We start from the raw sequence: 23,070 nt of genomic DNA on the forward strand, positions 1-23,070 counted from the left end.
CGTTCTTCAAGTGAAGTGGATCGACCTTTGATCATAGAGTTATTCATCCTTTGCGTGTCTTTTAATTCTCTATGACCATTATAATTCTTTATCCACTTTCTCAACACTGATCTACTGGATATTTCATATTTACGTACAATCTCTGACTGAGTATAATTCCCTGAAAGATAATCAAGAACGGCAGCCGTTTTTACCTCTCTGGAGTACCGTTTCCATCCACTGGAATCTTGAAGTCCATCCATTCCATATTTCTCAAATAGTGAAATCCATTCTTTAACCGTTACTTTAGAAATATTGAATTGCCGACAGAAGTCTTTAATCGAGGTTTGTCTATCCTCAAACGCCACAATTAACTCATATTTTTCCTGTGCTGAGTAAGCTCTTTTTGCCATAGAAAAAGCCCCCTAATAAAGTAAACAGATTTTTATTATTTCATCTGTCTACCTTATAGGGAGCATATCAATGAGGGGGTAAAGCATTTTTTAATTAAGTTAATTTGTGAAGTGTTCCACTTTAACAATCGGTTGCGTTTGTGAAAAATCATAAGCCTAATTCTTCGTTAAATCTAAGGGAGTACACATTAATTTGTACCCCCGCGGATGACCGATTTGTTAAGAAAAATTAAGACTTTCACATAGGAAGATTCAGTTGCCACGAAACACCAAACCGGTCATTTAGCCAGCCAAACCTTCGGCTAAAACCATAATCACCAATTGGCATAAGTGCTTGTCCACCCTCGATAAGACTCTCATAAAGGTTGTTAATTTCTTCCTCAGTATCACAAGTAACATATATTGAAAATGAAGGAGTAAAGGAAAACTGATGCTTCACATTACTGTCAATGCACATAAATTCTTGTCCTTTTAAGGAAAAAGTAGCTTTCATGACCGTTCCTTCGTCCCCCGCTTGATTCGCTCCATAACGAATAATACTTGTAATTTCTGAATCGTCCATGATTGATATGTAATAATTCATCGCTTCTTCAGCTTTGCCATCTTGAAACATTAAGAATGGTGTAACTTTTTTCATTATCATCATCTCTTTCATTAATAGAATGACCATTTATAAGTTGACTTAAATTTAATAATGGCATGACATCAAAAATAATTCAATCCGTGAATGGGAATTTTTCGAGTTACTAAATGAGGCAGCTGCAATAAACCTTCCTAAGCATGATAGATCGAATTCTGTAAAATCATTAATTCTTTCGTGATCGTTGGATATCCTTTTATTTCCGGAATGACTTTTTGTAAGGATGAACGTTGAAGACTTGCTGAGGTTGCCATCATTTCACAAGCGTAAAGTAATTGTGCAAGTACTTGATCGGAAAGAATGGGACGGCTTTCCTCTTTTGAACAATCCTCCAAGAGATATGCTAAATGCTCGATAGAAAATACAATGGGCCAAAAGTAATCCAAGGATTCACGTTGGATTGGAATTTCACCCATAGCTGTATTAAATAATGTTTTTAAATTGGTTGCATTAATCTGCATCTTTCTCAATTCCTTGCTTTTTCTTGGATTAAAGCCTTTTCCCTGTTCAGAGAAAAGAACCAATAAGAATTGAGCTTGACTCCGGATTGTTTTTTCAATAAAATGCGGAATCCGGCTGGATGCAGACTTTCTCCCAATCAACCAAACACCGATTAAACCAATTACGCTCCCAATCACGACATCTAAAATTCTCGCTGAAGCAAAATAAGCAAAGCTAAAATTACCGACCGATGTACTTTCAGCCATTAGAAGCGCATTCGGGGTAAAAAACAGTGCGGCCAAACCATAATTTTTCACAATAAAAAGCTCTGTTATAAATGTCAATAGAAGGATAAAGAAGACGATAATATATCCGGATGGGTCCAGTGCAAGGACCAAACTAGCAATGATAATGCCAATGACCGTCCCAATCCCTCTTTGAATCGCACGATGATGTGTGGCTACTAAGGTAGCACCTGACATGACCGCTACACAGGATAACGGAACCCAATAAGAACGTGCCAATTCTAACTGGAAGGCGATAATGGCAGCAATGATGGTCATAATACCAAAACGTAAGGACGTGATAAAAACGGTGGAGTTTTTATCAAAAGCCCCGCCCAATAGTGTCTTTAGAGATAATTTGGATGGTTGGATTGATGCATTAATTTTTGTAATCGGTTCATTCATGATCGCATCTGCGTCATACACTTTTGCAAATAACTGCCGTACCTTATGATCCATTTCACTAGGCTGAAGAATCTTTTCATAAACTCCTTTATTTTTCTTATCAAACGAATATGCAAGCTGCCTTACTGTCTGTCCTAACTCCTGTGGCAATTTTTCCTGCGCATCCATAAAATACTCGATGATGTACATAAATAAAGTATTTGCGTGTTGATTTAATATAAGATGTTGCACACAAAAATGAATAGTTCAAGGGGCCGTGGACAAAGGCCCCTTCACAAAAAAGAAGATGAACATTTTATAGAGATTCATCTTCTTTTTTGTGAACTCGTGGAGTTTAAAATTCCTTCCTGGCATTGTCTATAATAGCCTTAATAAACGGTTCTTTTTTCTTTGTATAGGTTGGTCGATCGTACTGATATGTAGATGCAAGTTCTTTTTTTAAAGAAGCATACTCTTCTGCTGCTTGAGGGTGTAGCCTTAAATAATTACGAAACAATAACTTTTCTACCCACTCCATGCCGTTAAATTCACAGACATGCAGATGACAAGTGCCCTGTCCCCATAACCCCTTTCTAAAAAATATTCGATCCTTAAATTCAGGTTTAGGAACATATTCATACTCAATATCACTTAAAGGACGAACAAAATCAGATACTTCGTCTAAATCTCGCACACCTACCATAATGTCAATGATTGGTTTCGCCGCTAATCCCCTTATTGAAGTGCTTCCAATATGTTCAATCCCAACAATTTTATTGCCTAAAACATCAACAATTCTATTATTCTCATTTTCAAATTGTGTTTCCCAGTCTGGGTTATATTCAGTAAGTTTCACAATCGGTTTTGTCATTTATTATTGGCTTCCTTCCGTTTTTCGTTCATTACCCCTTTTGAAATTTCCAGTTATCTTTGCCATTATTAATTGTTCTTCCATCGTATTTTCAGCAGCTTTCATTCTCTTTAAAAATTTCTCTGCTTCTGATCCTTTTAAGATTTTTACCTGTCTGCCATAATAATCGAGGAAGACTGTATTATCCTTTGTCACGCGAAAATGAAAAGGTTCGTCATCTAAACGACTTCTTTTCTCTTTAATATATTGTACGTCCAATATTTATTTCCTGCCTCTCCACCAACTTGCCATTTACTTCAACAAAAAGAAGCGGTAATCCTTCATGGATCAACGCACCGGCACATTAATATTAAAAATTACTCTTCGTAGGCTTTATACCATTGTTGTGGTTGAATTTCTCTTAACTCCTATTCTTCTTTGAATATTCTTTCGCATTTTCTAAATTTATTTTTTAGATAGGCTCTGTTAAAGTTTATCGATTTTTAGATTATAGAAAAATAGCAGCCAAAATTGACTGCTATTTAATACTTTTATCATTATCATTAAATTACCAATATTATTTGGCATTTCTTGATAGTTTAATAAAAATTCCCAACCCAGCTAAGAAAAAACCTAAACAAAACAAACTAGCTGGACTACCCCAAACGATATCACCCATCGTATTATCCCCCTAAAATTTCTCAACATAGTATAATTTTACCACAGTAATTAAAAAGCCTCTTACTAATTTTAATAAAACAACATTATTATTTAAAAAAAGAACAGCTCTCTTGCGAAATAATACTAGGTTCTTGCTAAAGGAGAGTAGCAAGACACATTAAGTATTATCGACCATATCTAAATGTTGTTTAGCAAATTTGACAAAAAAAGGGGCATAAACCAAAATTCACATTTGCAAAGCCAATAGTTGACAAATATTGAGTTCCATAAATGTATGGCTGATTAATAAAGGCATCTTTATAGATGCCTTGTGAATACTAAAAATCGTTTGATTAAAATTTGCTGGTATCTTCAACTTTAATTGATGAGACATCCCCACAATCCTTGCAAAATGTATAAATAAGGGAAGAACCCATACTTATTATTTTGTCAACAGGATAGACTTTCGCATGGCTATTTTTTACTTGACCTGTTGTAAATGAATTACTTCCACATGATTTGCAAGTTACTAATTCTTTGGTACTCATTTTATCACCTCAATATAGCAGTTAAGTCTATTTTACCACATTAGGTAATAATACCCATATAAAAATTAGTGCACAGTTCAATTCTATTGTGAAGAAATGTACTTTAGCTAAACGGGTGCGACAGTTAGATATTTTGGGTATTAGAATCGGTTTTTTGTTGGCTTTTAAATCTGTTTTTCATTAATATAAGTTTTTATGGTTGGTGGTTCATAAGAATCAAACTTTTCAAGTAATCGACTTGGTTCAATATCTACAAGTGCCATAGAACGGTACTTTTCGTGTAAAAATTGTTCCTTAATCATATGATTAAAAAGTTCAACGAGAGGATCGAAGTAATGATTAATGTTTAGAAGACCACATGGTTTTTGATGAAGTCCTAATTGAGCCCATGTAAAAATTTCAAAGAATTCTTCTAATGTTCCTGGCCCACCTGGTAAAGCAACAAAGCCATCTGCAAGTTCTGCCATTTTAGCCTTTCTCTCATGCATAGAATCGACAACTATCAGCTGGGATAATCTTTTATGCGATATTTCTCTCTGCTCTAAAAAAGTAGGCATAATTCCAATGACTTGTCCACCTTCATCTAAGACAGCATCCGCAACTGCTCCCATAACACCAACACTTGCTCCACCATAAACAAGTGTAATATCACGTTTGGCTAGTTCTTTGCCAAACTCTTTGGCATTTTCTATATACACATTAGATGCTCCAACACTGGAACCACAAAATACAGCTATGCTTTTCATTATGACCGCCCCCCTAGCGAATTCAGCGATTATATTATACAAAAGTATTGATGGTTTGTTAAACTTTATGGTAATGAAATTAAAGGGGTGGTAAGAAATGGATGTAACTGAATTTCAAAAATGGGTAAATAATTATTATGAAAATAGAGGCTGGTCTGAATTAGACATTTTCATTCGTATTGGTTTTTTAGCGGAGGAAACTGGAGAAGTAGCACGAGCCATAAGAGCTCTTGAAATTGGCAGGGATAGACCAGACGAAGTAACAGATTCATTTATGAACAATAGAAAGGCTTTGGTAGAAGAGTTAGGAGATGTATTAGGCAACGTAATTGTAATTGCCAATAAATATAACATTTCTTTATAAGAAGTGTTTAATTCTCATAAGGAGAAACTCTCAAAGCGTTACTCTCATGAATAAAAATTGTTTTTACCAGAATTAACAAAGGAAATAAAAAATGATAAACAATAAGATAACGCTTCTTTTATTCAGGGAGAATAGTTTAACAGGGATAGTTAGACTTAGTGTAGAATTATTGCATTAATAAAGGGGTAATTAGATGAAAAAAGTTGGATTTATACTATGGTGTGATCATATTTGAAAATAAATTATACTAACCCTCTCTCCCAATAGAGAATTTATCAGCAAAAGAAGCAATTTATAAACTAAAAGAATCGGATAGTAAAATAGTTGAAATTGCAGTAGAAGGGGATTTTATTTGGTATATCACAAGTAGTGAGAATAAAGGTATTTCGATTGCTGACGAAAATATTAAACAAATGGTTGTCTCAAATGGATGGGAATTTAAAGAAAAAGGTGGTGCTGGTCTGTTCTTTGAAAAAGACGGAAAAAGATTAATTGCCACCACTCAAATGTGGACTGAAAATTATGTTCTCGTTAAAATTCCGAGTAATTTTAAATAATCTTGAGAGGTTCTTTATTAAGCTAACGGGTAGCTTTAGTGTAACAAACACATACTCAAAATAAGGTTTTATTATACTATATAAAAGCTTTCTTTCTATGGTTTAAGCTAGTTGAACGGTTCGATGAAGTACAAAAAAAGCCGGGGGAACCGGCCATGGTTGCTACAATTTCTTCTTTATCAAATCTATAAGATAGTAAAGTTGTGAAACTAACAACGAAAGGAGAAGGATCATGATTGCTCCCATTGTGTAAACTGCTTCTTCTGCTGGATTGCCTCCAGCCATAAATACGAAACTAAATGTGAAAAAGAGAATGACACTGACCATAACTGTTAAGAAGAAGATACTAATATATTTTGACATATAACCTCACCTGCCTAGAACAGCAAAATTCTTTCCTTTACTATATTGCACATCCTACTATTTATTTCCTGCTTTGTCCTGCTAACGTGCCCAGCACATTAACAAAAAGAAGCGTTAATCCTTCGTGGATCAACGCATCCTTCGCTTTTCGTAAAATTTATATTATTGAGGTAGTTGAATTCCTTTTAATATTTTAAAATCCTGCTTCCCACTTGGATTAGTAACAGCAGCTTTCACTAAATGAGGCTATTGCCACTGGAACGCAACATTCTTCTTTATTTCATCAATATCCCGTATTTCGCTGCAATCGAAGTCAAGGTTTCAATTTCTTCAGGGCTAGGTGGACCATCTGGGACTGGAGGTAATTGTTGAGGTAGAGGTTCACTAAGTTCGTTAATAAACTGCTCGAATCCAGAAGGGTAGACAGTCAGTAATACTTTTGCTGTATCGGTGTTAACTTTAAAGGTATGTTTAATCCCTTTAGGAGCATATACATACGTTCCTGGAGTGGCGTGAATCACAGTATCAGCTATAAAGTAAGTTATTTGACCTTCTAGAATGTAAAAAGTTTCATCTTCTTTCATATGAGTGTGTGGTGGGGGTTCAAACCCTTTTCTTTCCTCCGTTAAAAAAGTCGCATACTTGCCATTTGTATCCTCTCCGCTAACTAAGACAGAAACTTTGTTTCCTAAAAACAAAATTGTGTTTTCCTCCGATACCTGACGAAAAAATGGTGTATCCAAACTTTCGACCTCCCCCAGAATATTAACCTCGGAATAATAATATGCTTTCTGATAAACCCTTATTCTCCTTGAACTTTTAATTGAGACGTTTCTACATTAACTAGATCGCATTTTTTATTGAGCTATTGGTGCAGTTTAGTAAGAAGGACATTTTACATTATTTCTAGAATAAAAAAAGTGATAATAACTGTGATTTAAGGAAGGGGTGAGATTAATAGGACAGAAAATCAATTTATTTTTAGATCATAAAACTAAAATAAGCATAATCAACAGGCTGCGAAATGAGGGGTGTGTCTTCGCTGAAGAAGAAACACAGTTCCTGATCACTGAGGCTAGAAGTTTAGAACACTTAATAAATATGGTGGAAAAACGAATAAGTGGGTTCCCGCTTGAATACGTGCTTGGGTTTACCCGGTTTTGTGGTCTACGAATAGAAGTAGAACAAGGAGTGTTCATACCTCGGCGCCGAACGGAGTTTTTGGTTCAGCAAGCAAAAATTTTAGCCAGCCCATATGATCATGTTTTGGATTTATGCTGCGGATCTGGTGCTGTTGGTGCAGCAATAGCAACCGGGCTTAGTAAAATTTTCTTACACGCCGTTGATATTGATCCTATTGCTGTTCAATGTGCTTCTAGAAACGTAACTAAGATTGGTGGCCACGTTTATCAAGGTGATTTATATGATGCATTACCTCATTCTTTGAAAGGTAAATTGAACATGATCGTGGCTAACGCACCTTATGTTCCTGCCGACTCATTAGAACTCCTTCCAAGAGAGTCGCGTTTATATGAACCAGCCGTGTCACTTGACGGGGGAAAGGATGGACTAGACCTTCATCGTCTAGTAGCGGAAGATGCTCCCCACTGGCTCGTTCCGGGAGGTCATCTATTAATAGAGACGAGTGAAAGGCAGGGTGATAAAACCGCTGAAATATTTGTGAAGGTAGGACTAATGGCCCGAATTATTAGAGAGGAAGAATTGGATGCAACAGTTGTAATCGGAACAAAGTCTGGCTAAGAGCAACTATAAAATAAGTATCTTTGTCGCTAAATAAAAGGGAAGATGATTAATTATAGAAACCATTCGCCCTGGGCCATTTTTTCTACTTTTCCTCCTACATATACTATAATTTCACTTTATCATCTGAAAGGTTTTCAGCATTCTTAAAAACAGCAAGTTGATTTCCTGTATATTTTCCTTGTGAAAAAACATCCACAATTGAAAAATGAATTTTCCCCATTATTTCTATGGCCCACCTTTGACTGTAATATTTTAAATAAATACCATCTCTGCTCTTCATTAACTTAAGAGGTCTTTCTTTTGTATTGGCATAAACGCTTTTATAAACTGAAAGAGAAAGTTCGAACTTGTGAACGACTATCTGCAATAAACCTTCCTAAGCATGATAGATCGAATTCTGTAAACTCATTAATTCTTTCGTTATCGTTGGATATCCTTTTATTTCCGGAATGACTTTGTGTGATCCTGAACGTTGGAGATTTGCTGAGTTTGCCATCATTTCACAAGTGTAAAGTAATTGTGCAAGTACGTGATCGGAAAGAGTGGGACGGCTCTCCTCTTTTGAACAATCCTCCAAGAGATAAGCTAAATGCTCTATCGAAAATACAATGGGCCAAAAATAATCTAAGGATTCACGTTGTATCGGAATTTCACCCAAAGCTGTATGAAATAATGTTTTTAAATTGGTTACATTTATCTGCATCTTTCTCAATTCCTTACTTTTTCTTGGTTTAAAGTCTTTTCCCTGTTCAGAGAAAAGAACCAATAACAATTGTGCCTGACTCCGGATTGTTTTTTCAATAAAATGCGGAATTCGGCTGGATGCAGACTTTCTTCCAATCAACCAAACCCCGATTAAACCAATCACGCTCCCGATTATGACATCTAAAATTCTCGCTGAAGCAAAATAAGCAAAGCTAAAGTGAACAGCCGATGTACTTTCAGCCATTAGTAGAGCATTCGGAGTAAAAAACAGTGCGGCCAGACCATAATTTTTCACAATAAAAAGTTCTGTAATAAATGTCAATATAAGTATAAATAAGACGATAATATACCCGGATGGCTCCAGTGTTAGGATCAAACTAGCTATAATAATTCCAATGACTGTCCCAATCCCTCTTTGAATAGCACGATGAAATGTGGCAACTATGGTTGCACCTGACATGACCGCTACACAGGATAAAGGAACCCAATAAGAACGTGTCAATTCTAACTGGAAGGCGATGATGGCAGCAATGATTGTCATTAAACCAAAACGTAAGGACGTGATAAAAACGGTGGAGTTTTTATCAAAAGCCCCGCCCAATATTGTCATTAGAGATAATTTGGATAGTTGGATAGATTGATTAATTACTGAAGTCGGTTCATTCATGATCGCATCTGCGTCATACACTTTTGAAAATAACTGACGTACCTGATCATCCATTTCACTAGGCTGAAGAATTTTTTCATAAACACCTTTATGTTTCTTATCAAACGAATGGGCAAGCTGCCTTACCGTTTGTCCTAATTCCTGTGGTAATTTTTCCTGAGCATCCATAAAATAATCGGTGATGTACATAAATAGATTATTCGCAGTATGATTTAATAGATATAACCGTTTAAATAACTCCGTTTCTCGCCATGGAATATACCCTGCCGTAAGGGTCTCATCTGCCTCCCTTAATACAGACATCACATTGTGTCTTGATTCATTAAAATGGTTTGTACCTACAGAGTCCATAAAATTCGCTAACTCGATATACACTCTTTTTACGACTCCTTCTTCTGCACCATAAGGGTTAAAGAACCAGCCTGCCATGGCAATGACCCATGATAGACTCCCTCCAAGGAAGACGAAAAGCGCCCGTAAAGGAGCAAGTCCCGGATCAGCCGGCATTCCTGAAACCATCGCAAAAACCAAAACAAAAAAAATGGCAGATGGCCCTACAATTTGTAAGGCTCCAAAAATAAACAGGACTGTGGCCCCGATTAGCCCCATTAAAATAGCGATGGCTAGGGGGTAAGGAGCGGCAAGCGTTCCTAAAACAGTCACCAAAGTCATGCCGATGACCACAGCAAATAACTTTTTAGCCAGCTGTGCATAGGGAATAGTAAACGTGTACAAATAGGTAAAGCCGCCTAAGCCAGCAAGCAATCCATACTCCAAATGACCGAAGAGCAATCCGATCATAACGGGAAGACTTGCAGCTAATCCAGCGGAAAAGGCCTTTACCCATGGAAAAGGCTTCCTGTTAACCGTTAAAGCCTGTTTCAATATAGATAAGGCTTCAACGTTTTTTCTTTTTACCAAAACGAAATCACTTCTTTCTAAAGAAAAACCGGATTAAATTAAATGTTTTTTTATAAAAACTTCTCCTACAAATAGAGTTTCCTTCATTCACCATCGTTTATCCATTCACAACTTATTTCCATAACACGCTTCATAACTAGTAAAAGTAAAATAGGCGGAGATTTTTCCGTTAAATGCAGAATGGAGCTCGTTTCGGGGTATTTAAGCGGAGGTTTTCCGGTTATGCAAAGTCTTCAGCCTTTTCTCTGTTTTCTTCAATGCTAGTAATGATTATAAAGTAAAATGGGCACGAGTTGAATGTCATTTTTGGATTAGGTTTCATCATTAGCTCTATTATAAAGCCATATATGCAAGATTTCTGTGTTATAGTAAAATTATGGAATAATTAAAAGTGAAGGTGGTATGTTTGTGGCTTCGATTGCTTCTCCAATTGCCAGTAAGGTGAACAACGTGTTTATCCATGTGAGTGACCTCAAAAAATCAGTAGAATGGTATTGTGACTTACTGGGAATCCCTTTTAATGAGGATCAGGTTGAATCTCCTGTTCACAATATCCCTGTTACCTCTGAAACCGGATTGACCTTGGATGATCACACTTTTGACCCAGGTTTTACGTTAAACCCATCGGAGCATGTTTTATTCAACTTCTATGTCCATGATATTGATGAAGCGTATCAATTTTTGAAAGATAGAGGAATTACGATTGTGAAGGAAATAGAGCGGATTGGTGACTTTGCCTATTTTAACTTTAAAGATTTGGATGGAAATGTGTTAATGATCTGTAATAACTAAGAACGATTTAAGGGGAATGGTTTTGTGATGGAAAAGAGCCGAAACAGGCAAGTATTGCGTAAAAACTTGCCTGTTTTAGGCTCTTTTCTAATATTTCAATCCTGTTATAAATATTAAAAAAGAGCGCATACTGTTTCTTTTTCATCAGATTAACTTTATAATTCGCACTAGATGCTTTTTTTAGGAGAAATTTATACTTCTAGCTTAAGGAAGGAGATCGATTATGAAAAAAATGATGTTTACATTTATAACCGGCCTAATGGTCGTTGTTTTAGCTGCATGCGGAGGAAATGAAGCAAGTAAAGAAGCTAAAAAGGATGATAAAGCAAAAACAGCGGAAACCGCTCAGCAGAAGGAACAGCAAAAGCAAATGGAAGAAATGCAAAAGAAATTAAAAGCACAGCAAATAGATGAAAAGAAAACTGTTGCCTTAGTGAATGATAAAGAAATTTTAGGAAGCGACTATAATAGCGTTTTATCATCTATACAAGGACAAATGCTGCAAATGGGACAAGACCCGACGTCTAAAGAAGCTGTAGAGCAAGCGAAAAACCAAACCATTGACAGCTTAGTTGGACAAACTCTTCTTCTTCAAGAGGCAGATAAAAAAAACTATAAAGTTACAGAGGAAGATATTAATAAACAGCTGGACGGAATAAAAAAACAGTTTAAAACAGACAAAGAATTCGAAGCCGCTCTTCAAAAATCCGGCATGGATATGAAGAATCTTAAATCTCAAATAGCTGATGAGATTAAACTTAATCAGTATTTTGAGAAAGAAATACCGGCTGGTGAAATCACCGATGAAGAAATTCAAAAAACGTATGATCAATATGTGGAACAAGGAAAGAGTGCTGGACAAGAAGTTCCAAAGCTTGAAGATGTAAAACCGCAAATCCAACAATCTCTTCAACAGCAAAAACAGCAGGAAAAACTCGTTCAGCAGGTTGAAGAGTTAAAGAAAAATGCGAAGATTGATATTAAGATCTAAGACGGCACACATAAAAATGAACAGTTGAAGGGGCCTCTGACAAAAAATGCCCCTTCAGATGAAACTCTTTACCACGGAGTTTAAGTTGGGAAGGTTTCCTAGTTATTCTTCGATATTTTCATCTTGTCGTTTGATTCGTAGATTATAAATGTAGATTATTGGAATAAGACCGCAAATAAATAGGATTCCTCCAAAAATTCCCCCATTGACGATCGTAAAGCCATCAGTGATTGATACAAAGAATCCAACCACCGTTGAAATTAAAATAAGGACAACCAGTGATATTGTTAGACTCTTTTGCGGGTTAGTTTTATTGCTTTCCTGGTCTGCACTAATATTCATTGATAAATAGGCGGAAATAACTGTGGTTATCATAAATACAAACCATAGGGGATTTTCTCTCATTCCGTCTAACCCTTTTGTAACTAAGTCATATCCTAAAATTCCGAGAATACCAATAGTTTGAATGATATAGGCAATGCGAATGTTTTTTAAATTTTGTAATACTAAACGTTCATCTGTGATTTTTTTCATTTATCATCATTCTCCCTTTCTAACCAAAATACTTCATCTAATGTTTTATTCACTGCATAACAAATATCCAGACACAACTTCAGGGTAGGATTATATTTTCCCTTCTCAATCAAACTAATCGTTTGGCGAGTGACACCTACCTTATCTGCCAGTTGTTGTTGTGTCAAATTTACTTGAGTACGAGCAATCTTCACTTTATTCTCCAAATGTTGTTTCCCCCCTTAAACTGAGTGTAACATATATATTGCATAATGCAATATATATGTTACATTTGAATAGAAGCGAAAGAAAAGCATGTTTAGGCCATTCCGTTACTTGGCGAAAACAGATAACAAAGGAAGGGAATGATAGCCACTTGGTAGAATATATTTTCTTAAACATTAAATGTCGAGCATGAGGGAGAAATAGTATGAACATTGATGTTACTTTTCGTCAATTCGCGGGTGAACAGGATTACCCTGCTTTTTCCACCAACTTGCCATCTTCATCAATAAAAAGAAGCGTTAATCCTTCGTGGATTAGCGCCCACATCACACGATGGCTCTGCAGAGAAATGGGCCTCCGGGATGCAGGGGCCTGCAATCGGTCCTGTTTAATGTAACAAGAAGGAAGTAAAATTCTAGACCCTTGCTATAAGGACAATGAAGAAAAGTTTAAAAATAGGCAAATGTCTATTCCTCCGTAAACATGGATACATACACTATTTTTGAAACAATTTGAGGAGGAGATATAAAATGGAAAGACAATTCTTTGGAAGCGGTATGGGTTATGGTATGGGGTATGGAGGATATCCTGGTTATGGTATGGGTTATGGAGGATATCCTGGTTATGGTATGGGTTATGGAGGATATCCTGGTTACGCTATGGGATATGGAGGCTACCCATTCCATCATGGATTTGGCGGTTACCCATTCCATCACGGGTATGGCGGCTATCCATTCCATCATGGTTGCTGTTAGAGATGGTTTGAATGTTTAAGCAAATTTTAGTATCAAGACGAAAAAAATAATTTCAAAATTGGTTAAACAGCTAATCAATAATATGAATGAAAGCAAATGGGATTAGTTTGATTGTCATATTTAGTAGTCTCAGTTACTAGGATTTACAATTTAGCTGCCATTTTTGGTGGCTGTTTCTTAATAATTGTTGGTTGTGCTTGCTACTATTAATGTGTTTTAAAAGGTCCTTTTAAGGACCTTTGTTGTTTATTGGTGGAACATTAAAATGTAAAGCGGTATTTTATGATTTCATTTTTATAACAGTTTAGTTTATCTGGGGTAAAAGAATAATAAATTCTGTACCCATATTCTTTTCACTGTTCACTTGTACTTTACCTTTGAAAGAACGGATAATTTGAAAACTAACCATCATCCCTAGTCCTGTCCCATTTTCCTTTAAGGAATAAAACGGAGATCCAAGCCTATCCATTTGCATTCGTGTCATACCAATTCCTTGGTCCTTAATGATGATCTTTATGAATCCATCATTAGTTGAAGTACATATAACCCAAACAATTCCACCATTCGGCATAGACTCTATGGCATTTTTCAAAATATTAATTAAACACTGGTTCAATTTTTGAGAATTTCCATAGATCCAACAGTTTTCAAAAAGGTCTGTTTTAATCTCAACATTATGGCTCCGGCTGTAACTTTGAATGATTTTTACTACACGTTGTAACTGAGAACCTACTTCGATTCTTTCGTTGTTATTTACTGAGGGTTTTCCAAAAGATAAAAAATCATTAATAATCTCATTTGCACGATCCAATTCATCAATGGATATTTGGATATATTCCTTCTTCTCATTGGACAAATCTGGCTCGTTTAGAAGTTGCAGAAAGCCGCGAGTAACTTGCATGGGATTTCTAATTTCATGTGCGAAAACACTTGTTAACTCACTAATAACCCGTAATTTCTCCGAGTTTTGCAACTCTAATCGCAGCTGGTGAATATCACTGATCGCTTCATTTAGTATAGTTAAGAACCAAGTAACTACCACTACAAAAATAAGCTGAATCATCTGCACTTTAAGATAATCTAGAGAAAAACCTCTTAAAACACCAAAAGAAGTAAGTCCAATTAGACAATAGTAAAAGGCAAGACCAACCGCAATTTTAACTCTTTTATTTTTGTTTGAACCTGCAAATGCTTTTTGAAAATAAAGGATAACAGGCAGTGATAATAATAGGACAAGGACGGTATTGTAAAATCCGATACTGATTCCAAAATAAAGTCGATAAACTATGATAAAAGCTGATAGGAAGATGGCTGAGCTAAATTTGCCGTATAGGCTCCCAAATAATAGAGGAATAATTCTTAAATCCAAACGAGCATTTTCACCAAAGCTCACTGGAAATGACATGCAAAAAAATATGGATATTCCCCACAAAATGGACATGATCACTTTTCTATTTTTATCACTATTTACCCTCTCTGTAATAAATGTAAAGTAAATAAATATGGGTATGACTATAAGTGTTAGTTGCAGTAAAAAATCCTTTATTATATTCATCTGCGTTACCTTTCATTTTCTATTCTATATCTAAATACTGCAATATAAGGTCGATCATCAGGTTTATTATTTTTATAACTGTTCCATAAACATCAATTCTTTAATTAAAAACTTAAAGTATTAGTTATTTATCCATATTATAACTTTAATTTATCATGATTTGTCCAAATAAGAACAGCCACCAATAATGGAAGCTGTCTTTTAACTATTGCCCCCGTTAATTTAGTGTTATGGTTCACAAACAATAAAGTTCATAATCGCCTTTAGGGGAGAATTATTGGGATATTATGCTAAACTGAATAAAAGGAAATTAAAGGAATGATTCAATTAATGGATATTAGAAAACCTAATGATTTTGAACTAAAAAAGGTATTTTCTCTTTCGCCGCAAGCTGTTTTTGATGGTACATTAGGTGAAGTAGAACCTACGAAAGAAAAAATTGACCAACTTGTTAAACCCTTACTAGAAAAGGGAAGCTATTATTTAATAGCAACAGAAAACGATCAATTAAGGGGCTGGATTCTTATAGGCACAAGCAAGGACCATTTTACGGATAGGAAGAATGGATTTATTTACGAACTATTTGTTATAGAAGAATTTAGAGGAAATGGGATTTCCAAGCTGTTAATGAAAGCTGGTATTGACCATCTAGAACAAGAGGGATACTCAGAAATTCGTCTAAGTGTATTTGCAGGGAATCAAGCAATTAAGCTGTACGAAAAATTAGGATTTAGTATTAAGACAATTACTATGAGTTTGCAGTTATAAGAAACTAACTTATTTCTGAACTTATGTTTGCGTTAAAATTAATATCAAACATAATGAGATCTGAGGGGGAGAAATGTGGACTTTCTATCTGTGATATCCTTTTTGAGTGCAGCTATAGTTCTTACCCTTATGCCTGGACCAGATAACTTATTCACTTTGGCACAAAGTATAGCAAAAGGGAAAAATGCAGGAATTTTTACGACACTTGGACTTTGCACTGGATTACTAGTTCATATCACTGCTGCGACAGTGGGTATATCAGCGGTCATTTATCATTCCACTTTAGCGTTCACCCTAGTAAAATATGCAGGAGCCGCATATTTGTTATTCTTAGCCTATAAGTCTTTTAAAGAAAAAGGCTCAACCGTAAACCTAGAAGCCGAGGACTCTTTAAACTATAAATCCCTATACAAAAAAGGCATCATCATGAATCTTTTAAATCCAAAAGTTTCTTTGTTTTTCTTGGCATTTTTTCCGCAGTTTATCAATTATGATGATGGAAATGTTCCCATTCAAATGCTAGTTTATGGAATTCTATTTCTAGTCCAAACTTTCATCATCTTCACCTTAATAAGTATATTTGCTGGAAAAGTAGGGTATTTCCTCCGGAAAAATCCGACAGCATCTAAAAAGATTAACTTTATTCAGGGGTCTCTGTTCGCACTTATAGGATTAAAAATGGCTTTTAGCCAAAAATAAAAGTTTATGCAGGCAAGGAGTAGTCCAGAGCTACTCTTTTTTTGTATAATGAATCCTCCGTTATTACATAGAGGCATCAAGCACCTTGGAAGGAAGGAGGAACCCGGTAATTAACGGAAAAACAATGACTAGATAAGCGATTATGATCATTCCTGTAAAGTCTATGATATCGTTACGAAAAATTGGTATCATAAAAACCGCCCCAAAAAAGTGTTATCCATATAATCTATTAAAACTTTTGATTTGATTATGAATGTTTAAGGATAGCAATCCCTGTCCATCAAGGTCAGGGATTGCCGCCCTTATTACTCATTTAATGCTACCTTAAGCGTTTCTAAATTCTTGTGCATAATGCTGAAGTAGTCATCTTTTTGATTAATATTTTCCTCTGTTATGGACTCAAAAAATGAAAATATGAATTCTTTTATTTCAGCCATCATGTTCAAATTTTGATAAGTATTAGAGTTTGCCGGTAATAAAATAGCAAAAAAGGAAGGACCCCTGAGGTCCTTCCTTGGTATACCGTAATAAATAGCCTATTATTAATTAAAACTGTTTCGATAAACATAAGGGTCTTTAGGTTTACCGATGGTTTTATAGCTCGTCACTTTTATTACAGGAATTTTTGCTTTCATTGGTGGATAATAGACGGTGTCGAGTTTTCCCGTCACCTGGTACCATTGGTCATTTGGAATCTCAATGTCGTTAGGGAATTGAATCATCATGCCAAATGCTCCAGAGTCTGCTATACAATGGATAATCCCAAAGCGAAGTAAAAAGATTTGATTATTGTTTAACTCGGGACCGTTATAAGTGAAACCTTTTAAAGTGACCGTTTTTCCTACAAAATCCCCAGAATAATTATAAATAACCTCTAATGCTTTCAAATAATCATCATCGGTTAAGATGATCTCGTCTTTGATTTTGTATGTCTTGGATTCCTTACGAACTAAATCTAAGAAGGCATCTTGTCCGATAAATTGGCTCATATCAGGATTAAGAACTTGGTGCATACCGTATTTGTTATTTCCATCCTCTAGCGTAGGGAATTGAAACCCTTTAGCATCCACTAATTGTGAATTCAGAGTGGCCACAGGTAGCAGAACACCTGTAAGGGCAGGTACTAATACAAACGAGTAGGATAGGAATCTTTTTAGCTTTTTTCCTTTGGATTCTTTGATTTTGTGAACTTCATGGTGGTGTTCGTGATCATGGTCATGATGGCACTCACAACCAATGTGTTCCTCATGTTGTTGCTTCTTTTCAGCTAAATACCATCTGATTCCTTCGGCAATCGTCAACAGAAATAGCACCACAATCATGCTCTTAGAGAAGTAAGCGTATTTCATGTTAATGTATTTTGAAATGTTCCCTGAAAGGTGCAGATTAAAAAATAAGTTTGTAAACAATAATAAAATGATAACCCTAAACATTTACATCCCCCCTACAGAAGAAGTGATCCTAAGAATACCAATACGGAAATCAAAACAACCAATATAATCACGATTTTTTTCTGAAAATATCCAGTCATCATTAAAACATTTTTGATATCTAACATGGGCCCTAATACCAGAAAAGCGACAATAGAACTTTGCCCGAAACTATTTCTAAATGAGGAAGCAACAAAAGCATCGGATTCCGAACAAACAGATAAGATAAACGCCAAGCCCATCATCACCAGAATCGCGGTAACTTTTGTATCTCCTAAAGTAAGCAGGATCTTTGTTGGAACATAAACCTGCATGGCAGCTGCAATTAATGACCCCATGACAAGAAATTTAGCAACATTTAAGAATTCATCGATTGTATGTGTAACAACGCTTATCAGCTTTTGTTTGGTGTTTTGATTTGAATGGTCGTGTAAGTGCCCATCAATATTCTCTTTCAATGGATTATCTTTGATAACAAATGATAGGACAATACCGACCAATATGGAAACAACTAAAGCTAATCCTGCCCGGTACCAAACCATTGTCCAACTATCACCAAAGGCGATAAATGTGGCGAATAAAACAATAGGATTGATAATAGGTGATGAGAGCATAAAGGAAATAGCGGCATGTGGGGCTACCCCCTTCTGGATTAAACGTGAAGCGATTGGGATAATTCCACATTCACAACCAGGGAATAGGATCCCTAAGAAACTACCAGCGATAACCGATAAAAATCTATTTTTAGGCATCATGCGAATAATCATATTTTCAGAAACGAATACTTCAATCAGTGCAGAAATGAATGCCCCGATAACAATAAATGGGATAGCTTCAATTACAATGCTGATAAATATCGTATTTAATTGTAATATTCGATCCATGGAAGTTCCTCCTATAATGAATCACTTAAATATAGTTCTATTCAAGAAAAACAACTATTATCATATCAAAAATCAAGGTCATTTGTTATAAATTTATGTTTCCAAAAGTGGTAGAAACCCATAAAGACAAATAGTGAACACAAAAAAGAGGCAGTTTAACTACTTTGCCTCTTTTTTTATCGGTTAAAAGATTTTATCTCAGCTAGTGAAATGATTTTATGGTTTATTTCTTTTTTAATGAAACGACTAATGCGATTAATCCTGCAATGAGCGCTGCAACGGAAAGGTAAAGCGGTGTTTTCGATTGTGCTGCTGCTTCCGTTTTTTCCTCGTGATTCGCGGAAGTCGTCCTTTTTTGAACAGTACCATGACCATGGCCCGTCTCAGATGCGTCAGCCTGATGTACAACTGTCACAGAAGCAGGGTGTTCCGCATCTTCAGCCCCTACCCATTCCACAACACTGCCATCCTTGTAGGTTTGGTAGGCTTTCCAGACAATTTTTTTTGCATCATCGCTGACTTTCCCTGACATGTTAAACATTCCGAATTCAATTGGTGACAATCCCTCGCCTTCAGCAGACCAGGTAACACTTGTCATTTTTCCGGTTTCATCCTTTTGAACTTCATAGGTCCAGCCTGGTTTTGGCTCTAATCGGGTAATATTGACATCATCAGGGATTTTCACTTCAATCTTTGTTGTGGGCACCTCTTCGCTTTCAGAAGGAACCTTAACTGTGAACACTTCATATTTTCCTTGTGAAGTTTCGCTGGGCACGACAGTAACATGGGCACTGGCTGCACCGGCAAAAAGTGATAAAGCCCCAAGCAATGATAACGAGAATGTTACTAGTTTTTTCATGATAAAATCTCCAATCTATAGTTTATTTAGTAAACAACAAAATCCTTTTGATACACCTTTTCATTATCCTCCGAATCTAGAATCCGGACTTCTACTGTCCAGTTTCCTGAAAACGGCAGATAGTTGCCATCAGTCATAAAATGAGCATATTTCCCCTGAACATCCCCCTCTAATGGAACACGAATGGGGGCAACTTCAGAATTGTCATTATAAATTAATATGAGTTCAATCCGTTTAATCCCCAGTCCTTCTTCGTGACTATTCGCTTCAACCATGAACGTGTTGGTACCGGGCACCTTAGGTAATATGTTAGTAGTGAATTCCATTTCTTCCACATTTTCGTGCCAATTTAGCGGTTTGTTTTCCGGAATCGGGCTAAGGGAGGTAAGAATTCCGGTGATACATAGGATACTTAACATAAGCGCAAAATCAAGCTGCACCCATCTTCGGCTGGGACCCTCGTTTTGCTTTTTCAAATAATAACGAATGATACAGGCAACAACGATCACCAGTAGGACAAGACCTGCTTTTATTAATAGAAAAGTCCCCCACTGGGTAACAAAAACATACTGCCATTTCGGAAGATAAAGCAGAGTGGCTGCCGTTCCTGTTGACACAAGGACCATGATGCTGATGAACGCTGCTTTCGAAAAAACACCAAGGAAATGCCGGATATGCTCTCGGAACTTTTTAAAATAAAGCAAAACATAGAGTAAACCGCCGGACCAGATGGCTGCGGCCAGCAAATGAATGACATCAAGTGAGATGGTTAAGAGTCTTGGCTCAAAGGCAAAAGCATGTCCATTCACACTCTTCGCCACAAGCATCAGCAGTACCCAAGATCGATCGAGCCAAGGGTGCCGAAGCAAAATGCTAAAGCCAAGCAGCGATAAAACGACCGTTATCACCCATGAAAGACCAGCAGTCGTACCTATTAACATGGAGATTATGCTATTCATATTCCATTGTTCAAGGTATCCTGATGCCATGGAAATGCCAAATCCGATATTGGCAATCAGAAATGCTGCTTGTAAAAAACGTGCTGTTTTTTGATTACGTTGTTTTATATCTTCGGATGCTGCAATTCTCCCCCATAAAATCCAGCCAGTGACAAAGAGTAAAGCGAGATAATAAAAAATGCGGATTGCAAATGTTATCGTTGAAGATTGATTGTCTTGCTGAAGCAAGGCAGGCGTCCTTTTGTTACTGACCCCTTCTCCTATTGAAAACATATACGAGCCTTTTACTGGATGACCGTCTGCTGAAATCACATGATAGGATATTGTATAATTTCCATTCGCCAGGTTAGGCAGGGATAGGCTTAATTGCCTTTGGTCGCCGCTCAGTTTTGCCTTCGTTTTACTTGCCTCTTTCCCGCTGTCATCAAAAAGTTTAAGTGAGAAAAGTTCGCTTTCCAGCCTTTCATTAAAGCTTAGAACAATTTCTTTCGGGGAAGACGGTAAGTGACTGCCTTGAGCCGGGACTGCCTTTTCTAAAACCGCATGAGCATAAGCAGCTTGAGGTATGGCTAGTGTTAAAAATAGTGAAAAAAATAGTAGTAAGTATCTTAGGAGTTTTATGACCATCACCTCTCTTTTTTTCTTTTTCTACTATTAGCAAGTTCCATATATAAAAATATGATTTTTCATTTCTTTTTAATATGACTCACATGGGCTATTTTTTTTATTAAAACAATCAAAAGTGATGATTGTAAGATAAAAATATCGTTATTTAAAGGATAACCGTAGCTGTATTAGCGTATACTTCAATTGTGCCTCGGAACACAAACCAATTAGAACCAGCAAAAGACCCTAAAGGTGAAAATCCATGGGAGGATCTGTGGATTAGAAAATTAACCTTTAAACCAATCAAATGGGTATCCCTAGCACATCAGCGGCGATCTTTGCTTTTGGGCTCGTATGGTTTATTCAAAGAGCTTTTTGAATAGAAGCAATTGCCACAGCAGCTTCATTCCAAAAAAATAACAAAGCCGAAAATGGACAAGGTTGTCTTGTGTGTTTTCGGCGTTTTTTTTTCATCTGCATGATGGTTCGTTGAATAAAAATTTGATAAAGGATATTAACCTATTATCAAGAATTTATAACGTAGTGATTGTTTCAAGGGGGAACAAATAGCAATGAAAATGGATCGGAGGCAATAAAATTGAAGAACATTAAATTCCTATTTGCGATTGTAGTATTAGGTTTGTTAGGTTTTTTTTATTTTCAAGATAAACCCGCTACATCTTCTTATGAGTTAGTGGATGTAAAAATTTATGAAGTAAAAGATATTGTCCATTCAGAAACACATAAAACGAGAGATCGAGATTATAATAAAAACGGCGATCGCGTTAAAAAGAGTTTTAATGAACATTATTATTATGATATTCATATTTTGAATCCTTCTAAATATCCAGAAATCAAGGATGTTCACAAAAGTTATCTATATGATACGGAAGGTTACATTAGCGATAATTGGAAGGACGATGAAGAAAATGAAGGCTATGCGATCTTTGAAATCTATAAAAACAAGAAAACAGGTGAATTAGAATCAAGACTTTTTGAAGTTCATACTCACAAAAAAGATGCTGAAATGGCTGTAAAAATGAAGTTAGATGAAATAAAGAAATAATTCTTTTTACTGGTTCGCTTTTGGGGTGCAATACGCCAATTCTCAAGTTAATTAACAGCAAAATACAAAACAAATTCGCATATAAAAACGCAAGCCAAATCACAGGCTTGCGTTTTTTGGATATTTTATTTCCAAATTTTTCGCATTGTTCATAAATTCTTATTTGAATGTTTTTTATCGGAAGCCATCACTATTAGTATAGTTCCAATAAATAATAGGATCCCTTCCATTAATATGGACAAAATACCAAATGGCAAAATCGTAGCCAATGTCAATCCCACCAAATTTAAAGTTAATCCGATTGCAAATATTATATGATGTGGTAATGTTTTTACTTTATTTAAAATAACTTGTTCCTCCGTTCGCTTATTCAAAATTTATCGCTTCTTAGTGCATATAAATGTTTTTCTTTCTCTACAATTTTACAATACATTATCATCGTTTTTGGAAAATAATCTTGTTTTAATCACCCAAATTTAAAATGAAAGGACAGGTAACCTATTCAAACTAATTTTAATTTACATAACTTGTAACTAACAGGATTGAAAGGAGGATGTTTAAATGTCAGATGGTGCATACGGCAATGGTTTTGCTTTAATTGTTGTGCTATTTATCCTGCTCATCATTGTAGGAGCTGCTTACGTAGGTGGTTGGTATTAATTAAAGGTTAATTCCTTATGAA

The 23,070-nt window shown here is 35.9% G+C and carries 26 protein-coding genes and 1 pseudogene; 9 read left to right on the forward strand and 18 right to left on the reverse strand.

Features of this window, described 5'->3' with window-relative positions:
• The 7 genes from M3234_RS21850 to M3234_RS21880 form a co-directional block, all read right to left on the reverse strand.
• Positions 1-392: helix-turn-helix domain-containing protein (locus tag M3234_RS21850; RefSeq protein WP_262306738.1), on the reverse strand; the 392-nt coding region annotated here is incomplete at its 3' end.
• Positions 393-630: 238 nt separating this feature from the next.
• Entirely contained in the window at positions 631-1,029 is a 399-nt protein-coding gene (locus M3234_RS21855; RefSeq protein WP_262306739.1) for a VOC family protein, read from the reverse strand.
• 137 nt (positions 1,030-1,166) lie between these two features.
• Entirely contained in the window at positions 1,167-2,330 is a 1,164-nt protein-coding gene (locus M3234_RS21860) for an FUSC family protein (RefSeq protein WP_262306740.1), read from the reverse strand.
• A gap of 166 nt (positions 2,331-2,496) precedes the next feature.
• Positions 2,497-3,012 carry a GrpB family protein gene (locus M3234_RS21865; RefSeq protein ID WP_262306741.1) on the reverse strand — a complete coding sequence of 172 codons (516 nt, stop codon included), beginning with the start codon at positions 3,010-3,012 and terminating at the stop codon, positions 2,497-2,499.
• Between the two features lie 3 nt (positions 3,013-3,015).
• The gene (locus M3234_RS21870) at positions 3,016-3,270 is read right to left on the reverse strand and encodes a hypothetical protein (RefSeq protein WP_262306742.1); all 255 of its coding nucleotides are present in this window, start codon (positions 3,268-3,270) and stop codon (positions 3,016-3,018) included.
• Positions 3,271-4,004: 734 nt separating this feature from the next.
• Positions 4,005-4,199, reverse strand: a complete 195-nt coding sequence (locus M3234_RS21875; RefSeq protein WP_262306743.1) for a hypothetical protein — start codon at positions 4,197-4,199, stop codon at positions 4,005-4,007.
• 164 nt (positions 4,200-4,363) lie between these two features.
• Complete coding sequence (locus M3234_RS21880) at positions 4,364-4,945, reverse strand: LOG family protein (RefSeq protein WP_262306744.1); 582 nt, start codon at positions 4,943-4,945, stop codon at positions 4,364-4,366.
• Positions 4,946-5,042: 97 nt separating this feature from the next.
• Between M3234_RS21880 and M3234_RS21885 the strand changes: the two genes are divergently transcribed.
• On the forward strand, positions 5,043-5,309 hold the full coding sequence (locus M3234_RS21885; protein ID WP_262306745.1) for a MazG-like family protein: 267 nt from the start codon (positions 5,043-5,045) through the stop codon (positions 5,307-5,309).
• A gap of 1,195 nt (positions 5,310-6,504) precedes the next feature.
• Here M3234_RS21885 and M3234_RS21890 read toward each other — a convergent pair.
• Complete coding sequence (locus tag M3234_RS21890) at positions 6,505-6,972, reverse strand: cupin domain-containing protein (protein ID WP_262306746.1); 468 nt, start codon at positions 6,970-6,972, stop codon at positions 6,505-6,507.
• A 256-nt stretch (positions 6,973-7,228) separates the two neighbouring features.
• On the opposite strand from M3234_RS21890, the gene M3234_RS21895 reads away from it, so the two are divergent.
• Positions 7,229-7,990, forward strand: a complete 762-nt coding sequence (locus M3234_RS21895) for a putative protein N(5)-glutamine methyltransferase (protein WP_262306878.1) — start codon at positions 7,229-7,231, stop codon at positions 7,988-7,990.
• A 112-nt stretch (positions 7,991-8,102) separates the two neighbouring features.
• Here M3234_RS21895 and M3234_RS21900 read toward each other — a convergent pair.
• Together M3234_RS21900 and M3234_RS21905 are read right to left on the reverse strand one after the other, a co-directional pair.
• Positions 8,103-8,213: pseudogene (locus M3234_RS21900) on the reverse strand (phenazine biosynthesis protein); the annotation flags it as partial.
• 156 nt (positions 8,214-8,369) lie between these two features.
• On the reverse strand, positions 8,370-10,286 hold the full coding sequence (locus M3234_RS21905) for an FUSC family protein (protein WP_262306747.1): 1,917 nt from the start codon (positions 10,284-10,286) through the stop codon (positions 8,370-8,372).
• Positions 10,287-10,688: 402 nt separating this feature from the next.
• Between M3234_RS21905 and M3234_RS21910 the strand changes: the two genes are divergently transcribed.
• Both M3234_RS21910 and M3234_RS21915 read left to right on the forward strand, forming a co-directional pair.
• Positions 10,689-11,078 carry a VOC family protein gene (locus M3234_RS21910; RefSeq protein ID WP_285858590.1) on the forward strand — a complete coding sequence of 130 codons (390 nt, stop codon included), beginning with the start codon at positions 10,689-10,691 and terminating at the stop codon, positions 11,076-11,078.
• A gap of 223 nt (positions 11,079-11,301) precedes the next feature.
• On the forward strand, positions 11,302-12,069 hold the full coding sequence (locus tag M3234_RS21915; RefSeq protein WP_262306749.1) for a SurA N-terminal domain-containing protein: 768 nt from the start codon (positions 11,302-11,304) through the stop codon (positions 12,067-12,069).
• A 102-nt stretch (positions 12,070-12,171) separates the two neighbouring features.
• Here M3234_RS21915 and M3234_RS21920 read toward each other — a convergent pair whose 3' ends face one another.
• Positions 12,172-12,603: a hypothetical protein gene (locus tag M3234_RS21920; RefSeq protein WP_262306750.1), complete on the reverse strand. Its 432-nt coding sequence runs from the start codon at positions 12,601-12,603 to the stop codon at positions 12,172-12,174.
• Positions 12,600-12,809: a helix-turn-helix transcriptional regulator gene (locus M3234_RS21925; protein WP_262306751.1), complete on the reverse strand. Its 210-nt coding sequence runs from the start codon at positions 12,807-12,809 to the stop codon at positions 12,600-12,602. The genes M3234_RS21920 and M3234_RS21925 overlap by 4 nt, the downstream gene beginning before the upstream one ends.
• A gap of 592 nt (positions 12,810-13,401) precedes the next feature.
• On the opposite strand from M3234_RS21925, the gene M3234_RS21930 reads away from it, so the two are divergent.
• Positions 13,402-13,581 carry a hypothetical protein gene (locus M3234_RS21930; protein ID WP_262306752.1) on the forward strand — a complete coding sequence of 60 codons (180 nt, stop codon included), beginning with the start codon at positions 13,402-13,404 and terminating at the stop codon, positions 13,579-13,581.
• 285 nt (positions 13,582-13,866) lie between these two features.
• On the opposite strand, the gene M3234_RS21935 is transcribed toward M3234_RS21930, so the two are convergent.
• Entirely contained in the window at positions 13,867-15,117 is a 1,251-nt protein-coding gene (locus M3234_RS21935) for an ATP-binding protein (RefSeq protein WP_262306753.1), read from the reverse strand.
• A gap of 330 nt (positions 15,118-15,447) precedes the next feature.
• Here M3234_RS21935 and M3234_RS21940 point away from each other — a divergent pair, with 330 nt between their 5' ends.
• Entirely contained in the window at positions 15,448-15,885 is a 438-nt protein-coding gene (locus M3234_RS21940; RefSeq protein ID WP_262306879.1) for a GNAT family N-acetyltransferase, read from the forward strand.
• Positions 15,886-16,014: 129 nt separating this feature from the next.
• Positions 16,015-16,584 carry a LysE family translocator gene (locus tag M3234_RS21945; RefSeq protein ID WP_285858607.1) on the forward strand — a complete coding sequence of 190 codons (570 nt, stop codon included), beginning with the start codon at positions 16,015-16,017 and terminating at the stop codon, positions 16,582-16,584.
• 63 nt (positions 16,585-16,647) lie between these two features.
• Here the strand turns inward: M3234_RS21945 and M3234_RS21950 are convergent, their stop codons facing one another.
• The 5 genes from M3234_RS21950 to M3234_RS21970 all read right to left on the reverse strand — a co-directional run bounded on the left by M3234_RS21950 (position 16,648) and on the right by M3234_RS21970 (position 21,343).
• Positions 16,648-16,776: a DUF1980 domain-containing protein gene (locus M3234_RS21950; RefSeq protein WP_262306755.1), complete on the reverse strand. Its 129-nt coding sequence runs from the start codon at positions 16,774-16,776 to the stop codon at positions 16,648-16,650.
• Between the two features lie 350 nt (positions 16,777-17,126).
• Entirely contained in the window at positions 17,127-18,017 is an 891-nt protein-coding gene (locus tag M3234_RS21955) for a TIGR03943 family putative permease subunit (RefSeq protein ID WP_262306756.1), read from the reverse strand.
• An 11-nt stretch (positions 18,018-18,028) separates the two neighbouring features.
• On the reverse strand, positions 18,029-18,916 hold the full coding sequence (locus M3234_RS21960) for a permease (RefSeq protein WP_396953981.1): 888 nt from the start codon (positions 18,914-18,916) through the stop codon (positions 18,029-18,031).
• A gap of 205 nt (positions 18,917-19,121) precedes the next feature.
• Positions 19,122-19,757, reverse strand: a complete 636-nt coding sequence (locus M3234_RS21965; RefSeq protein WP_262306758.1) for a YcnI family copper-binding membrane protein — start codon at positions 19,755-19,757, stop codon at positions 19,122-19,124.
• A 26-nt stretch (positions 19,758-19,783) separates the two neighbouring features.
• Entirely contained in the window at positions 19,784-21,343 is a 1,560-nt protein-coding gene (locus M3234_RS21970; protein WP_262306759.1) for a copper resistance CopC/CopD family protein, read from the reverse strand.
• Between the two features lie 577 nt (positions 21,344-21,920).
• On the opposite strand from M3234_RS21970, the gene M3234_RS21975 reads away from it, so the two are divergent.
• Together M3234_RS21975 and M3234_RS21980 are read left to right on the forward strand one after the other, a co-directional pair.
• Positions 21,921-22,388, forward strand: coding sequence for a hypothetical protein (locus M3234_RS21975; RefSeq protein ID WP_262306760.1), 468 nt, complete (start codon positions 21,921-21,923; stop codon positions 22,386-22,388).
• A 561-nt stretch (positions 22,389-22,949) separates the two neighbouring features.
• Positions 22,950-23,048, forward strand: coding sequence for a YjcZ family sporulation protein (locus M3234_RS21980; RefSeq protein WP_082692815.1), 99 nt, complete (start codon positions 22,950-22,952; stop codon positions 23,046-23,048).
• Positions 23,049-23,070 lie beyond the last annotated feature (22 nt).

Origin of the sequence: Neobacillus niacini (assembly GCF_023715785.1) — a bacterium.
In the GTDB taxonomy this organism is placed as follows: domain Bacteria; phylum Bacillota; class Bacilli; order Bacillales; family Cytobacillaceae; genus Neobacillus; species Neobacillus niacini_E.

Coding starts and splice junctions, on each gene's coding strand:
- M3234_RS21855 (WP_262306739.1), bottom strand. CDS start 1,029: ATGAAAAAAGTTACACCATTCTTAATGTTTCAAGATGGCAAAGCTGAA.
- M3234_RS21920 (WP_262306750.1), bottom strand. CDS start 12,603: ATGAAAAAAATCACAGATGAACGTTTAGTATTACAAAATTTAAAAAAC.
- M3234_RS21930 (WP_262306752.1), top strand. CDS start 13,402: ATGGTATGGGTTATGGAGGATATCCTGGTTATGGTATGGGTTATGGAG.
- M3234_RS21935 (WP_262306753.1), bottom strand. CDS start 15,117: ATGAATATAATAAAGGATTTTTTACTGCAACTAACACTTATAGTCATA.
- M3234_RS21860 (WP_262306740.1), bottom strand. CDS start 2,330: ATGGATGCGCAGGAAAAATTGCCACAGGAGTTAGGACAGACAGTAAGG.
- M3234_RS21910 (WP_285858590.1), top strand. CDS start 10,689: ATGTTTGTGGCTTCGATTGCTTCTCCAATTGCCAGTAAGGTGAACAAC.
- M3234_RS21885 (WP_262306745.1), top strand. CDS start 5,043: ATGGATGTAACTGAATTTCAAAAATGGGTAAATAATTATTATGAAAAT.
- M3234_RS21915 (WP_262306749.1), top strand. CDS start 11,302: ATGAAAAAAATGATGTTTACATTTATAACCGGCCTAATGGTCGTTGTT.
- M3234_RS21980 (WP_082692815.1), top strand. CDS start 22,950: ATGTCAGATGGTGCATACGGCAATGGTTTTGCTTTAATTGTTGTGCTA.
- M3234_RS21945 (WP_285858607.1), top strand. CDS start 16,015: ATGCCTGGACCAGATAACTTATTCACTTTGGCACAAAGTATAGCAAAA.
- M3234_RS21970 (WP_262306759.1), bottom strand. CDS start 21,343: ATGGTCATAAAACTCCTAAGATACTTACTACTATTTTTTTCACTATTT.
- M3234_RS21875 (WP_262306743.1), bottom strand. CDS start 4,199: ATGAGTACCAAAGAATTAGTAACTTGCAAATCATGTGGAAGTAATTCA.
- M3234_RS21865 (WP_262306741.1), bottom strand. CDS start 3,012: ATGACAAAACCGATTGTGAAACTTACTGAATATAACCCAGACTGGGAA.
- M3234_RS21880 (WP_262306744.1), bottom strand. CDS start 4,945: ATGAAAAGCATAGCTGTATTTTGTGGTTCCAGTGTTGGAGCATCTAAT.
- M3234_RS21965 (WP_262306758.1), bottom strand. CDS start 19,757: ATGAAAAAACTAGTAACATTCTCGTTATCATTGCTTGGGGCTTTATCA.
- M3234_RS21955 (WP_262306756.1), bottom strand. CDS start 18,017: ATGTTTAGGGTTATCATTTTATTATTGTTTACAAACTTATTTTTTAAT.
- M3234_RS21950 (WP_262306755.1), bottom strand. CDS start 16,776: ATGATACCAATTTTTCGTAACGATATCATAGACTTTACAGGAATGATC.
- M3234_RS21940 (WP_262306879.1), top strand. CDS start 15,448: ATGGATATTAGAAAACCTAATGATTTTGAACTAAAAAAGGTATTTTCT.